The sequence below is a fragment of the uncultured Idiomarina sp. genome, assembly GCF_964010655.1.
GTDB lineage: Bacteria > Pseudomonadota > Gammaproteobacteria > Enterobacterales > Alteromonadaceae > Idiomarina > Idiomarina baltica.
Genome location: NZ_CAXGLS010000022.1, coordinates 25731 through 40310 on the forward strand (window position 1 = coordinate 25731; position 14580 = coordinate 40310).

Here is a 14580-nt window from a genome sequence, read left to right on the forward strand (position 1 = left end):
TCTACGCAACCACCGATCCATTAACCAAATTAAGAAATCGCCGACATATGTCGGAGTTATTAAAACGAGCCTTACAGAATAAACACGCCGAACAACGCAACGTTTCTGTTTTGTTGCTCGACCTTGACCATTTTAAATCAGTCAATGATACACATGGGCACGAAGTCGGCGATAAGGTACTTCGCATTACTGCTGATATTTTACGCGACACCGTACGCGACCATGACAAAGTTTCTCGTTGGGGGGTGAGGAGTTTTTGGTGTTTTTACCACGAACCAACTTAAATCACGCCGCGCAAGTTGCTGAGCGCATTCGCAAAGCAATTGCAAAATATCCCTGGCACACAGTTATAAATGAGAACATTCAATTGACTACTAGCATCGGAGTGAGTGAACTCAAACCCGATGACTCGGTCAATACATTAGTAAAGCGTGCGGATGACGCGCTATATCGCGGCAAGGAAGCTGGTAGAAATTGGGTCGAACTCGAATCGGAGGCTTCATGTCGCAAACCAAAAACAGCATCATCATCGCCATCGGACTGATCGTCAGTTGTGGGGTACTTGGTACATTTTTTTCAAAAGGCTTAACCGACTTTCGATCAATGGATCGCAGTGTCACTGTGAAAGGGCTCTCTGAACGCGAGTATGTTGCCGACACCGTCATTTGGCCGATTCAATTTACCGCTGCCAGCAATCAGCTTTCGGATATTTATCAAACTATTGAACAAGGCAAGCAGCAAGTCACCGAATTTCTAAAGGGTAAAGGGGTTAAAGCCGATGAGATTTCCGTCGCAGCTCCCTCGATCACCGATAAGTCGGCACAACGTTATGGCTCAGGTCAACCGGCTGAGTTTCGCTACACCGCCACCCAAACCATTACCGTGTATTCAACCCGCGTCGAAACAATACGCGACATGATGAGTTCGCTATCGGAATTAGGTAAACAAGGTATGGTGCTATCTACCGACGATTACCAAGCGCAACCCGAGTATCTATTCACCCGATTAAACGATGTGAAACCCGAAATGATAGAAGAAGCCACTAAGAATGCACGCGAAGTGGCAGAGAAGTTCGCCGAAGATAGCAACAGCGAGCTCGGCAAGATAAAAGATGCCCGCCAAGGCCTATTCAGTATTCAAGAACGTGACCGTCATAACCCACACCTTAAAAAAGTACGTGTCGTCTCAACGGTTGAATATTACCTATCCGACTAGTCAGCCGTTTCATCATTTTTAGGTCGAGGGCATTGTCCCTCGACATTCACTTCAACATAATTCATATCGAAGCATCGCAGATAAGATTCAACAATAGTTAAGTTAGGTGGCCACGGCACTTCAATCGGATTACCTTCAGCATCGCGCGGATCAAATCCCTCGGGGCGCGGAACGGCTTTTAGACGCGCTATTGCATCAACCAGTTTCGGTTTGTCCTTTTTAATAAATGCAATGGTCGCATCCATATAGGGGTTCCACCCGCTACGGTCCTGCTCGTCCGGTTTATAACTCTGTCTAAATAAAGCAATCGCCGCCTCATTGTGACCCAACTCCGCATGCAGCTGGGCTTGATGTAGACGGAGCGTGTGCTTCATACCGTCCGATAAGTCAGTTCGTTGTTGTTGATACGCCTCAATCAGTTTAACCGCTTCTGGCTTACAACCGGGTGTATCGGCAACGGCGCGCCAGCCCCCTTCAAAGTCTTGGTCAAAACTCATAAAATCTAACTCAAGCAGCGCTGCCTTGTTTTCAATGCATGTGGCTTGCGCCGCTTTCGCACCACTAGGTGCCAACATAATACTAACCAATAAGAACTGAACGAAACGACTCATTACAAATAACCAAAGTTTGCTTATTTTGTTTATCATTAGCACTCTTTTGCCCCCATCTCAAGCGCCTCACATCGGTAGTTTATTGATTCACATCAACACGTGATAAGGCATTTAGCAGTAACCTGCGAGCATTTAGCTCCGCACGTAACTGGATCAGTACCTTAAACTATGTCGATGTATAAAAGCCCCGAACTACTCGCCCCTGCCGGGAATCCGACCGCCATGAAAATCGCTTTTGCTTACGGTGCAGATGCGGTTTATGCGGGCGAGCCACGCTACAGCTTACGGGTAAGAAACAACAGCTTTACGTTGGCAAATTTAGGTGAGTCTATCGACTACGCCCACAAACTGGGTAAACGCTTCTACGTCGTGGTCAACATCGCACCGCATAACGCAAAACTGACGCAGTTTGTTGAACACATGGTGCAGGTGGTTGCTCTACAGCCTGATGCATTAATCGTCTCAGATCCGGGTATCGTGATGTTGCTGCGCCAGCACTTCCCTGAACAAGCACTGCACTTATCTGTGCAAGCGAATACAGTGAACTGGGCGGCACTCAAGTTCTGGCAACAACAGGGCATCGAGCGGGTGATCCTCTCACGCGAACTGTCTTTGCAAGAGATCAAAGAAATGCGCGAACACGTGCCTGATATGGAGCTTGAGGTATTCGTCCACGGCGCTCTTTGTATGGCTTATTCGGGTCGCTGTTTACTCTCCGGTTACACCAATAAACGTGATCCCAACCAAGGCGCATGCACCAACGCATGTCGTTGGAAGTACCACACGCAACCTGCACAGCAAGACGAAGTCGGCCAATATATACCGGACCCCATCTTAGTCGCCGATCCTCAACGTCCCGATGAGCCCATGCTACTGGATGAAGATATTCATGGCAGTTATCTGATGAACTCCAAAGATCTTCGTGCCGTTGATTTAGTCGAACCGCTGACACAAATGGGTGTTCACTCACTGAAGATTGAAGGCCGGACCAAGTCCGACTATTACGTCGCACGTACAACCCAAGTCTACCGACGTGCCATTGATGATGCCGTAGCGGGCAAGCCATTCAACCCGCAACTGCTCAATGCGCTTGATGGCATGGCGAACCGTGGTTTTACTCATGGCTTCTTACAACGTCACAGCGCACAGTCACTTCAGAACTACGAACGCGCTCATAGTGAAGGAAAAGAGCAACTTGTCGGTCAGTTACTCGCAAGCGACAACCAAGATGCCTACCTTATTGATGTAAAAAATGCATTCTCGGTGGGCGATGAACTTTTACTCATCACGCCCAAAGGTAACTATCCACTTAAAGTCACTGAGCTTGTGGATAACAAGGGAACGCCGCTTTTACGCGCACCGGGCTCGGGTTATCAAGTCTATGTTCCTGCTGAAGTCGCTATCGACTCAGGAGATAGACCCATGTGTTTTCTGATAAAAAGGAGCGAGCATGATCACCATTAACGAAGACTGCATCAACTGCGATATGTGTGTACCTGAGTGCCCGGTCGAAGCGATCGAGATGGGTGACGAGCATTACGAAATTAAGCAGTCGTTATGTGTCGAATGCGAAGGTTTCTATCCTGAGCCCAGCTGTTATGCAGTATGTCCGGTCGATGCAGTGGACATCGGCAAGTAAAAAACAGCGAAATTTGCTATGCTTTGCCGCCAAGAACATGAATAAAGGGGCATCGCCATGGGATTACAGGTCATTAAGCATCCGCTTGTACAGCATAAGCTTGGATTAATGCGTAAACACGGGATCTCGACCAAGAGCTTCCGCGAACTTGCCAATGAAATCAGTACGTTACTTACCTACGAGGCGACCAGTGACTTTATGCTGGAGTCACATACCATTGAGGGCTGGAACGAAACACCTATTGAGGTCGAGCAACTTAAAGGTAAAAAAGTCACGGTAGTCCCTATTCTACGCGCAGGTATGGGGATGCTGGATGGCGTTACCACACTCATCCCCAGCGCAAAAGTTAGTGTTGTCGGCTTATACCGTAATGAGGAAACGTTAGAGCCCGTCAGCTATTTCGATAAATTCGTTAACGACATCGGCCAGCGCATCGCCCTCGTTATCGACCCGATGCTCGCTACCGGCGGCAGTATGATTGCCACCCTCGACATGCTCAAGCAACAAGGCTGTAAGGACATTCGCGTACTCGTGTTGGTGGCGGCGCCCGAAGGCGTTGAAGCCGTATTGGCCAAGCATCCCGATGTACGAATTTTTACTGCATCACTCGATGACAAGCTCAATGAGCAGGGCTATATCATCCCGGGGCTGGGCGATGCCGGGGATAAAATTTTTGGTACCCGTTAACCGAGCTAAACAAAGAGACTGCTAAAGCACTGACACTTTAGCAGTCGTCAATTAAGTAATGCATCGATCAGCCACGCTGATAAATTATTGCGACCACTCAAACCAGACTTCGCATAGATGGCGGATGCCTGTTGTCGCACGGTTTTTTCCTTCGTACTCCTGACTTCCGCAATTTCGTTAAATGTCAGCCCTTTGATCATCAATACAGCGACCTCTTGCTCACTCGGCGAAAGCTTCCATTCATTAAACCAAGTTTTTACCGTTGAGTAAGAGGCCTCCTCTCTAGCATCTGCACTTTCTTGATGCTTTATCAACGCAGTGCGTAAATGCGCCAGTTCATTGTTTCTGCGAATAACACGACGCCAGAGCACGATGAAAGCGATAATAGAAATGACGACGGTAATCCCCTCAACGATCAAATGCCACACTGCCACTTCCATTTTATAGTCAGCTACAACATCCGACACATTGGCCCCTGCAATCAACAAAAAAACGACCATCAACAATCGGTCAATTGTCATAAATCCCCCTGCTATAGCTGTTATAGGACATGTGTCCGATGTCTTTTCATCATAAAAACCCTAGATTATGTGTTGATATTAACCGATGGAGTTGATGATGTCTTTTACCCGCATCAAAGCACCGAAAATTTTTGTTTCGCTGAGTGCGTTATTTTTTCTGAACAATGCTTTTGCGAATGACCTCGTAGATTACGCTCGGTCGAATATTCTCGAACATGATCCTACGACCTTACAAACCTTCAACACACGGAGTTGGTTAGCAGAACCCATCACCGCCTCTATTATGCGCTGGCAGACCCAAGATAATGCGATAGGTAGTGATGAAACTGAACTATTATTTGAATTTGCGTTTCTCACACCCAAGCAACATGAACTTCTTCAGTCGTCAAAACAATTGAGTCATCAATACCATGTTGTTCAACAGCAACAAATCGACTTGTGGATATCTGGCACAATTCGTCAACTGTTTTGGGAAACTCAACAAGCTGAGGTCGAGCAACGCTTTATAAAGCACACTATCGATGCACTCAATAAAATGCTGGCGACTGTCGAGCTTCAAGTTCAGCAAAAGCAATCGCCTAAGTATGCGCAACTCATTATTGAGCAGCGCCTTAATAGCTATAACGTTGAGCTCAATAAAAAGCAGGTCGAGTTACAGCATTTCTATCGGCTATGGCAGCAATACACGGGTCAAGCTCAGTTGCCCGACACCCTAGAAGAACCTAATTCGGACTCGTCGAATCTGACGCACCCGAGCGTTCAAGCGATTGAATTACAATGGCAACTTGCGCTATTAAACGCCGAAAATAATGCCGCGAGTCAAAGTAACTGGCGCGTAACGGCCGGTGTCAAAGATATTCGTTCAGTCGCAGGAACAGAAACACAGCTCGGGGTCGGACTCGCGATACCCTTAACATTTTCTCGGACACTTTCGTCGCTCGACCTTGATGCGTTGCAGCGCGAGCAATCTGATATCAATACCCGCTTAAAAACGACCGTGATCGACATTCAAACCCGAATCGCCCAGCGCCGAAGTCAGTATCAACAATTACAACAACAAGTTGAGCTGGCGAAACAAAATGCTTCTATCAGTTCGCAAGCACTCGATGAGCTCGACGCGCTATATCGACAACACCAAATTGATACAAAAATGTACATCGAGCGGCTGATAGAACAACTCAACTATCAGAAGTTCTTCCAACTCACGCAAGTACAGCTTCAGATGGCCAAAGCACAACTCAATCAAGCTCAGGGAGTCTCTTTATGAACCGTCGTACCCTTGGTTATTCATTTCTTTTAATACTAGTGGCGTTGAGTTCAACGCAAGTATCTGCACAAACAGCAGTCTCTATCGCAGAACTTAAGAACTATGAGCTTGGGCTACAGCAGCCGGAAGTTGCTGATATGGTACCAGGAGCACCGCTATTGGCGACTTACCAACCGATGACCCAGAAGCATTTAGTGATTGCGAATCCGTTCGAGAACGCACATGTCCAATTTGCAGTGACGGATGGTACTCGCGTTAATTTAGGTCAACGCATTGCAACCATCACGGGCCCGTCTGTCGAACACTTTTTTCACCGTCTCGAGACGGTAAAAGCACAATATGACGTTGCTCAACAACAGCATAAAAGCAAATCAAACTTATACCAACGCAATGCCTTGTCAGCTGATGATTGGCAAAACTTTTTAGACCAATACCTCCGTCTGTCGGATCAAATGCATGAAATTAAAATTCTTTTATCGCGCTTTCATCAACTCGCCGATGATAGCGCAGAACTAAAGGCCCCCATCGACGGCGTATGGCAATCAGACGCCGATGACATGCGAATTGGCTACGTCATTGATAGGTCTGAAATACGCCTTGCCGTTCAAGCGCCCAATGAACTTGCATCGTCGGTGCACCACATCAGCGTTCAAGGCGAACGATTCACTATTGACTATCGCGAGCAATCGACACGAAATGGCTTTACCACACTGTGGTCATCGCCGCTAACAGAGAGCAAATTTACACTCTACCAACGAATGAGTGTAATTCCGCTCCGAAACATCGCAAACGCATTCAAAGTACCTGGCTCAGCGGTGTCATCATTAAACGGCGAACCTGTCGTTTTTAGTGTTGATAAACAAACCATTCATCCGATTCCAGTTAGCGTAAGCGCTGTTGAAGGTGAAGATTACTATGTAGCCGCTTCCACATCGCTCGATAATCCCATCGTGACTCATTCTGTCGCTGCGCTTAAAGGTATAATCGATAGTCGCGAGGAGGCGCAGCAATGATTGCCAAATTGCTCAGTTTCTCATTAAAAAACCGACTATTCGTTTTTATCACCTTTTTGCTCATCATAGCAGCGGGAATACAATCATTTCGGCAACTCCCGGTGGATGCCTTTCCAGAGATATCACCGACACAAGTTAAAATTATCTTGCGAGCTCCCGGAATGGCCGCAGAACGGGTAGAAAATCAAGTCACGCACCCCATCGAAACCGAATTGCTGGGGATTCCTAACCAGACCATCTTACGTTCGACAACTAAATACGGTATCACCTCGATTACATTAGATTTTGAGGAAGGCACTGACATTTATTGGGCGCGCCAACAAGTGGCAGAGAAGCTTGCCGCAGTGCGCGATGCGCTGCCCGCGGGTATACAAGGTGGACTTGCGCCCATGAGTACACCATTAAGTGAAATGTTTATGTTCACTGTTGAAAACCCCGACCTCACGCTCAGTGAAAAGCGACACTTACTCGACTGGGTCATTCGTCCTGCGTTGCGTACAGTAGAGGGCGTAGCCGATGTGACTAATTTAGGCGGCAAGGTAAGGACTTTTCAGTTCAGTCCCGATCCCATCAAACTGAGCGAAGCTAAGGTGTCATTAGATGCCATCAAGACACGTTTGGAGGAAGCCAATCAAGTCGGTAACTTAGGACGCGTCACACTGGGCACCGAAACCTTTAGTGCTCGCGTCTCGGGCCGTATCGTTGAATTAAACGATTTAGCCGCACTGAGCGTGGAAAATGCCAATGGTGATATCTACCGACTCGAGCAGCTTGGCGAAGTCTCATTGAGTTACTTACCGCGATTTGGCGCTATCACCAAAAACGGTCAAGAGGCGGTAGAAGGCTTAGTGGTTGGCTTAAAAGGCGCTAATGCAGCGGCTGTAGTCGCGTCTGTTAAAGATAAGCTCACACAACTACAAAGCAGCTTGCCGCAACACACTGACATCAATGTTTTCTATAACCGTAAAGGACTGATCGATACAGCGATTGCCGGAATTTCTGATGCGTTGATGGAATCTATTGTATTGGTCATCGCGGTATTGGTGTTCTTTTTACGAAATATACGCGCGTCTATCTTAGTCTCGCTGTCCATTCCTATCGCAGCGCTCATTACATTCATCTGCTTGCGTCAGATTGGCTTATCAGCCAACTTGATGAGCTTGGGCGGGTTAGTTATTGCCATCGGTATGATTGTCGATTCATCCGTCGTCATTACCGAGAAAGTTGAAACCGAACTCAACTCAGAGAAAAACTTGCCGATTCTGCATAAAATTTATCGAGCAAGCTTATCGGTTGCGCCCTCAGTAGTCAGTGGAACCATTATTATCGTACTCGTGTTTCTACCCCTATTGACGCTGACAGGCCTTGAAGGCAAATTGTTTTCGCCAGTCGCGCTCACAATTGTCATCGCTATTGCAGCATCACTTGTTACCGCATTGACCTTGATACCCGCACTCGCCTCATTGATGATGCGTCCTAATAAACGCCGCAATAAGATGTTAGAACGCTTGCAGGCAAGCTACCGTGTAATACTCAATAGCGCATTAACGCACAAACCTTTGTTAATCACGGGTTTTGTAGTCCTGTTTGGTCTGAGCGCCTTAAGTTTCATCATGGTCGGTAAGACATTTATGCCGACCATGGATGAAGGCGACATTATCGTACAGTTTGAAAAAGCGCCCACCTTGTCACTCAGCGAGTCAATAGCCATTGATACGCAAGTCGAAAACGCACTACTAGAACAAGTCCCTGAAATTAAGCAAATTGTCGCACGTACAGGGTCTGATGAACTGGGTCTTGATCCCATGGGATTAAATGAGACCGATGTGTTTATGGAGCTGAAACCACGAGATGAGTGGCGTTTTGACAATAAACAAGCCTTAATTGATGCCATCCGTGAAGTTGTATCAGGTTACCCTGGCATGAATGTGAACGTGACGCAGCCGATTCAAATGCGTATTTCGGAAATGCTAACGGGCAGCACCGGTGCAGTTTCAATTAAAGTGTTCGGCGATGAGATGGACACATTGGCAGGTTTGACCGATGAAATTGTTGCGTCGGCACGCGATGTTGAGGGTGCCGTCGATGTGCAGGCAAGCGTAATAACCGGTGCGCAGTTTCTAAGTATCGTTCCTGATATGCAAAAGCTGAATTACTATGGTATTTCAAAGCGTGCCTTTAGCGAATTTATCCACTCACAATTAAGTGGCTACTCGGTCAGCGAGGCGGTGAATGGAAGAATTCGCACACCTATTGTGTTCGGCTCACAGAGTGAACGTTCCGGATACCAAGCTGTTACACGACTCAACTCGCTCACAATTATTGCCGAACAAGGTAAAGCCGTGCCACTTAGCGAGGTCGCTACTATCAGTTTCGAGCAAGGTCCAGCCATTATCGAGCGCGAAAATAGTCACCGTTATGCACTCATTACAACCAACGTTGAAAATCGTGACGTCGTTGGGTTTGTAAATGAACTACAAAGCCAAATTGAGAAGCAGGTTGAGCTACCTGCCGGCTATTTTGTCGAATATGGCGGTGAGTTCGAGAACCAAGCGCGTGCCAGCGCCAATCTACTGATGGTAATACCTGTTGCACTGTTGCTGATTGTCATACTTTTGTTTACTTCGATGGGCTCACTTGGGTTAACCGCGATCGTACTCACGAATATACCGTTCGCATTAAGTGGCGGTGCTATTTCACTGTGGATTAGCGGTCAATATATGTCTGTGCCTGCATCCGTAGGTTTCATCGCATTAATGGGTGTGGCGATTCTTAATGGGATCGTTATGGTCAGCCACTTCGAGCAAACCAAAATACACTTCTCACACCTGCCCTCACTCGTGATCGCTGGCGCAACCGACCGTTTAAGGCCGGTATTAATTACAGCCATCACGGCGATATTTGGACTGATTCCCCTGTTGATCTCTACCGGTCCAGGTTCCGAGATTCAACGTCCGCTCGCCGCCGTGGTCATCGGTGGACTGGTAACCGCGACGCTGGCGACCTTGTTGTTATTACCGGCGCTCTATCAAATCACAAATAGGAAGCACTACCATGAACAGTAAACTGCTAAAGTTGTATTTTAGTCGTGAGCAAAAAGCAGATGTGGTCGACTGCCTATTACAAATAGACGCTCTTTCGGGCTTTAGCCTATATGAGATTGATGGCTTCAGTCGTCGCCACGAACGCTACGATATTGCCGAACAAATCCGCGGCGCCCGACGTATGTTAGCGGCCGAGGTCGTGTGTAACGAACACGACCTCACCGAAATAAGAGCCGCCTTGCAAAGACTCAACTTTAAAGAGCCCATTCGTTTCACCCTGCAACCTATTGAGGCAATGGGGCACTTAATTTGAGCACTCACAATTATGGGCTACACTTAGATGCCATGGTTGCTTAGGAGCCAAGAATGAGTACCACTAAAATTAATTATATTGAAATGCCTGCAAGCGATATCGCCGCAACTAAGCAGTTTTTCAATGACGCCTTCGGTTGGGAGTATATCGACTATGGTCCCGATTACGCGGCTATCAAAAATGCCGGCATTGATGGTGGCTTTTACAGTGCGCCTCTAAAAGCGCAAACGGCACAAGGCAGCGTATTGGTGGTACTGTACAGTCCCGACTTACAAAAGAGTCTACATGCCGTCGAACAGGCAGGCGGTGAAATCATTAAGCCCATTTTCAGCTTTCCAGGCGGTCATCGATTTCACTTCACCTGCCCCAGCGGCAATGAATATGCGGTTTGGTCGGAGTAGTCCGTACAAGCTGTGATAAACTGATGAAAGTATCAGTAAAGGAGAAATCTCATGGCACGTGCGCATGCATTACACATTTTGGTTAAAACCAAGCCCGAAGCCGAAGAGCTAAAAAAGCAGCTCGCCAACGGCGCAAAATTTGCCGACTTAGCGCGTAAACATTCACTCTGTCCGTCAGGCAAACAGGGTGGCGACTTAGGCGAGTTCCGTCGCGGTGAGATGGTACCTGCCTTTGACAAGGTGGTATTCGGTCAACCGACACTAGAAGTACATGGTCCCGTTAAAACCGCATTTGGTTACCATCTTATTAAAACACTCTCGCGCGGTTAAACCGCACTATATGAGTGATTACCCAGGGCGGCCATCCGCTCTGGGGCTTCGCAAGATGTTCTGATACACACCAACAAAACAACCATAGCTCAACATCCATCCCAGTGCCGCAACCAATAACCAACTGAACGTAGCCTCGGGCATCACCACAATACCCACAACACGGGCTAACGCAGCCAGTACTATTAGCAAGAACGCAACAGACATCACGGGTTTAGATTTTAGCGGGCGTCCGCTATGGCCGAGTGAGATACGTGCCATCATCGCCAAAATCAAGCTACCCATTGCACCGACGGTTAACGCATGCAGTGCTGTACTTTTGGCAAGCTGAATATGAGTTGCCAATAAACTTGCACTTTGCGCGTAGTAGATAGCAAGCAAGCCCAACCCAATAGGAATAAACGCATAAGCCCCGTGCAGGGACCATACTAACGGCACGCGCCAAGTTATCCATGGGCGCCAGCGCAACCAGCGGATAGTGTGGAACACACAGGCGAACGCAAACAATAAGGCAAGCACAGCGCCCGATACCACTCTATCTAGGCTGAACAAAAACATCGCCGCGATCAGCCACGAGCAACCCAAAGCAGCACGTTCTAACCAAGGCCAAGCGCTTACCCGAGAAGTACCGGTGCCATTTGCAGTAAACATGGGTATGACACGCCCACCGATCACACTCATCAACAGGGTAATTAAAAAGACCGCAGCATAAGCGCCCTGCACCTGCCACGCATACTGATCAAACCAAAGCCCCGCGTGCATCATCGCATTTGTCGCGGTGAGTAACAGTAAAATAGGCACAAAGAATAAGTTACGGGTTTGATTCACATTAAGCAGCAGACGCGCAAACAACAGTGCGGCTACTGGCAATACACTTAAATCAATAAGGATGACAGCAAGTGCAGGCAAATAGGTACCAAACAGCAACGCCAACCTTGCTAAGCTCCAAAGCATAACGAGGACAAACAATGTCTTACCGTGAGTAGCGCGCTGCCCGGTCCAGTTTTGTACTGCGGTTAACAAAAAACCGAGAATAATTGCAGTAACAAACCCAAATAGCATTTCGTGAGCGTGCCAAAACAGTATGTTGCCGTAGACAGGTAGTGAGACCCAGCCGCCAAGCGTCGCTATCCACAGACCAACCGCAATAATGCTAAAGCTAGCACCGAATAAAAAGAAAGGTCGAAATGCCTGGCGCAGTAGTGGCGTCAGGCGCATTTCCTGTTCCATTTGTGTCACTTGCATGAATAACTCCGTATGGGCTCATTATGCCTTGCGAATTAATCATACATTTAAAATGCACTTTAATACCAGCAAAACTCAATTATCGAATGAGCTGCGTCAATATTCGGTCGAGTTGATTGGCAAATGCCATTTTATCGCGAGCATGCAAAGGAGGAGGACCTCCGGTATGTTCACCGCTGCTGCGCATGGTATCCATAAAATCGCGCATATTAAGACGCCCGCCGATATTTTCTTTGGTGTACAGTTCGCCTCTTGGGCTCAGCGCTTGCCCCCCTTTTTTGATCACATCCGCCGCCAACGGGATGTCTGCGGTGATCACTAAATCGCCGGCCTCGCAGCGTTCAGCAATTTCGTTATCCGCCACATCAAACCCCGACTCCACGCGCACTGAGCGAATGAACTTAGAAGGCGGCACGCGCAACGTTTGGTTAGCAACCAAAATAAGCGGCACCTGCTTGCGCTCAGCGGCGCGATACAAAATCTCTTTTATGACCGTCGGACACGCATCGGCGTCCACCCAAATATTCATATCCGTTCATCACTCACTAATAAAAGATGGAAAGCATAGACAGACGGGCTAATCTAAGCAAACATAAGGTTTTAGAACAATCATACTAACAAAATCTAAGGCGGCTTATGAATAAACCTGCATTTGCAGCCCTTGCCGAATATATGGATCTGCTCCTTGATGCCATTTGCGTTGTGGATCCAGACCACCGCTTTAGTTACCTCAGCCCAGGTGCCCAACGCGTATTTGGTTATGATCCTGAAGAAATGATTGGCCGTTCAATGTTTGACTTTATGCACCCGGATCATCATGCCGAGACGCTGTTGCGTGCCGAGCAGGTCAATAGTGGACGGGACGTGCTACATTTTGAAAATCGCTACATACACAAAGATGGCTCTGTAATTCATTTGCACTGGACAGCACGCTGGTCCGAAAAAGACCAAATGCGTATTGGTGTGGCACGCGATATCACTGCACAGCGAGCGTTGGAACAAGAACGCGAAGCACTGATCGAGCGGTTAGAGCACATGGCACTCACCGACTCCCTGACTCAACTCCCTAACCGGGCGTTATTTTATGATCGCGTGCGTACCGCACAAGCGCGGGCAGAGCGCGATGCCGGTGGGCTCGCGATACTCTATCTCGATCTCGATAAGTTCAAAGAGGTTAACGACCATTACGGTCACGCCACGGGCGATGAATTATTAAAAGCAGTCGCCACTCGAATTCAATCCGCGATCCGTAATACCGATACCGCAGCACGCTTAGGTGGAGACGAGTTTGTGGTGTTGGTGGATGCTTCACATACCCGACGACTCGATAATGCGATTGATAAGGTGGTGAATAAGATCCAGGCTGCGTTAAAGCCACCCCACATCATGAAACATGGGTCGTTAGCCATTACTGTCAGCATTGGCGTGGCCATGTGGCCGGAGCACGGTCACAGCATTGAGCAACTACTACATCACGCCGATCAAGCCATGTATAACGCCAAACGGTGGGGAGGAAACTCGGCAAGCACCATCTGCTAATGCATCGTGTGTTCGTAGCGCGCCTCAATCTGACGTGCAAGCAACTCACCACCCACAATAGGTTTCAACGCGCGCTGCACCTCGGGCACTAACGCCGCCAAAGCCGACAACATCGCCGACTCACTGACATACTCATCAAACACCAAGGTCACTACTAAGCTCTGTGGAAAACGCTGATAGTTCACCTCGTGTGTGAGCCATACGAAACCCTCATGCTCAACTTTGGCATCCTCGCAGACCTCGGTCAGCGCACGAATAATGTCACGTTCGGTGTGTTTGTGTTTTGGGGGCATGGTTAAAAAGCCTTGAGGTGGTTTATGATACTTTCTGCCTTATCGACATCCCCTAGCGCTAAATAAAGCTGCCGATTCTTAGGATGTCTGAGGCTCAAGCGGTGGAAGAAAAGACTGAACCCGAAGAGCAAAGACCAAAAAGTGAGCGTGAACAAAACAAAAAGCAATATTCGCTCGACGTAATTTAACCCATCGGCGAACACAAGCATAGGAATACCGATCACCACCATTAACCAAAGCAGGTTGATAAACGATAACTTCGCGGCCGTGAAGATGATTTTTGTGTTGTAATAAGTCATAGGTTAACTTGCTGGTAGATAAGCACGTTTGAGTTACGTTTAACTATACGGACTTGGTTGGATTCATCAATAAGGATATATAAGGGTATTCAATGTACGACATTATCGGCCCACTATGTCAGCCTAGTTGTCCAGTTGGCAATTTCGCCATTAGTTAATAAAC

The 14580-nt window shown here is 47.8% G+C and carries 16 protein-coding genes and 1 pseudogene; 12 read left to right on the forward strand and 5 right to left on the reverse strand.

Annotated features, from left to right (window positions below; translation table 11 throughout):
- Positions 1-47: 47 nt before the first annotated feature.
- Both ABNS04_RS07115 and ABNS04_RS07120 read left to right on the forward strand, forming a co-directional pair.
- Positions 48-544, forward strand: a pseudogene (locus tag ABNS04_RS07115) (GGDEF domain-containing protein).
- The gene (locus ABNS04_RS07120; protein WP_006954500.1) at positions 502-1215 is read left to right on the forward strand and encodes an SIMPL domain-containing protein; all 714 of its coding nucleotides are present in this window, start codon (positions 502-504) and stop codon (positions 1213-1215) included. Before ABNS04_RS07115 ends, ABNS04_RS07120 begins: the two are co-directional and overlap by 43 nt.
- On the opposite strand, the gene ABNS04_RS07125 is transcribed toward ABNS04_RS07120, so the two are convergent.
- Complete coding sequence (locus tag ABNS04_RS07125; protein WP_272978137.1) at positions 1212-1826, reverse strand: hypothetical protein; 615 nt, start codon at positions 1824-1826, stop codon at positions 1212-1214. The genes ABNS04_RS07120 and ABNS04_RS07125 overlap by 4 nt on opposite strands.
- A gap of 174 nt (positions 1827-2000) precedes the next feature.
- Between ABNS04_RS07125 and yegQ the strand changes: the two genes are divergently transcribed.
- From yegQ to upp, 3 genes are read left to right on the forward strand one after another with little or no spacing between them, the layout of a single operon-like run.
- On the forward strand, positions 2001-3290 hold the full coding sequence (yegQ, locus tag ABNS04_RS07130) for a tRNA 5-hydroxyuridine modification protein YegQ (RefSeq protein WP_272978160.1): 1290 nt from the start codon (positions 2001-2003) through the stop codon (positions 3288-3290).
- Entirely contained in the window at positions 3277-3465 is a 189-nt protein-coding gene (locus tag ABNS04_RS07135; RefSeq protein ID WP_006954506.1) for a 4Fe-4S dicluster domain-containing protein, read from the forward strand. The genes yegQ and ABNS04_RS07135 overlap by 14 nt, the downstream gene beginning before the upstream one ends.
- Positions 3466-3522: 57 nt before the next feature.
- Entirely contained in the window at positions 3523-4152 is a 630-nt protein-coding gene (upp, locus tag ABNS04_RS07140) for a uracil phosphoribosyltransferase (protein WP_272978136.1), read from the forward strand.
- Positions 4153-4199: 47 nt separating this feature from the next.
- Here upp and ABNS04_RS07145 read toward each other — a convergent pair whose 3' ends face one another.
- Positions 4200-4673 (reverse strand): LuxR C-terminal-related transcriptional regulator, encoded by a 474-nt coding sequence (locus ABNS04_RS07145; protein ID WP_006954508.1) that lies wholly within the window; start codon positions 4671-4673, stop codon positions 4200-4202.
- A 97-nt stretch (positions 4674-4770) separates the two neighbouring features.
- Here ABNS04_RS07145 and ABNS04_RS07150 point away from each other — a divergent pair, with 97 nt between their 5' ends.
- The 6 genes from ABNS04_RS07150 to ppiC are packed head-to-tail and all read left to right on the forward strand — an operon-like array spanning position 4771 to position 11041.
- Entirely contained in the window at positions 4771-5940 is a 1170-nt protein-coding gene (locus ABNS04_RS07150) for a TolC family protein (protein WP_006954509.1), read from the forward strand.
- A complete protein-coding gene (locus ABNS04_RS07155) occupies positions 5937-6953 on the forward strand; it encodes a membrane fusion-like protein (RefSeq protein ID WP_272978135.1) in 1017 nt (338 codons plus the stop codon). Before ABNS04_RS07150 ends, ABNS04_RS07155 begins: the two co-directional genes overlap by 4 nt.
- The gene (locus ABNS04_RS07160; protein WP_272978134.1) at positions 6950-10018 is read left to right on the forward strand and encodes a CusA/CzcA family heavy metal efflux RND transporter; all 3069 of its coding nucleotides are present in this window, start codon (positions 6950-6952) and stop codon (positions 10016-10018) included. Before ABNS04_RS07155 ends, ABNS04_RS07160 begins: the two co-directional genes overlap by 4 nt.
- Complete coding sequence (locus ABNS04_RS07165; RefSeq protein WP_272978133.1) at positions 10008-10310, forward strand: DUF3240 family protein; 303 nt, start codon at positions 10008-10010, stop codon at positions 10308-10310. Before ABNS04_RS07160 ends, ABNS04_RS07165 begins: the two co-directional genes overlap by 11 nt.
- Positions 10311-10363: 53 nt before the next feature.
- Entirely contained in the window at positions 10364-10711 is a 348-nt protein-coding gene (locus tag ABNS04_RS07170) for a VOC family protein (RefSeq protein ID WP_006954513.1), read from the forward strand.
- 51 nt (positions 10712-10762) lie between these two features.
- On the forward strand, positions 10763-11041 hold the full coding sequence (gene ppiC / locus ABNS04_RS07175; RefSeq protein ID WP_006954514.1) for a peptidylprolyl isomerase PpiC: 279 nt from the start codon (positions 10763-10765) through the stop codon (positions 11039-11041).
- A gap of 18 nt (positions 11042-11059) precedes the next feature.
- On the opposite strand, the gene ABNS04_RS07180 is transcribed toward ppiC, so the two are convergent.
- A complete protein-coding gene (locus ABNS04_RS07180) occupies positions 11060-12286 on the reverse strand; it encodes an NnrS family protein (protein WP_348671273.1) in 1227 nt (408 codons plus the stop codon).
- A gap of 79 nt (positions 12287-12365) precedes the next feature.
- On the reverse strand, positions 12366-12815 hold the full coding sequence (locus tag ABNS04_RS07185; protein WP_272977681.1) for a YaiI/YqxD family protein: 450 nt from the start codon (positions 12813-12815) through the stop codon (positions 12366-12368).
- Between the two features lie 107 nt (positions 12816-12922).
- On the opposite strand from ABNS04_RS07185, the gene ABNS04_RS07190 reads away from it, so the two are divergent.
- Positions 12923-13825 carry a diguanylate cyclase gene (locus tag ABNS04_RS07190; RefSeq protein ID WP_272977680.1) on the forward strand — a complete coding sequence of 301 codons (903 nt, stop codon included), beginning with the start codon at positions 12923-12925 and terminating at the stop codon, positions 13823-13825.
- On the opposite strand, the gene ABNS04_RS07195 is transcribed toward ABNS04_RS07190, so the two are convergent.
- Positions 13822-14118, reverse strand: coding sequence for a hypothetical protein (locus ABNS04_RS07195; protein WP_272977679.1), 297 nt, complete (start codon positions 14116-14118; stop codon positions 13822-13824). The genes ABNS04_RS07190 and ABNS04_RS07195 overlap by 4 nt on opposite strands.
- Positions 14119-14580: the final 462 nt, after the last annotated feature.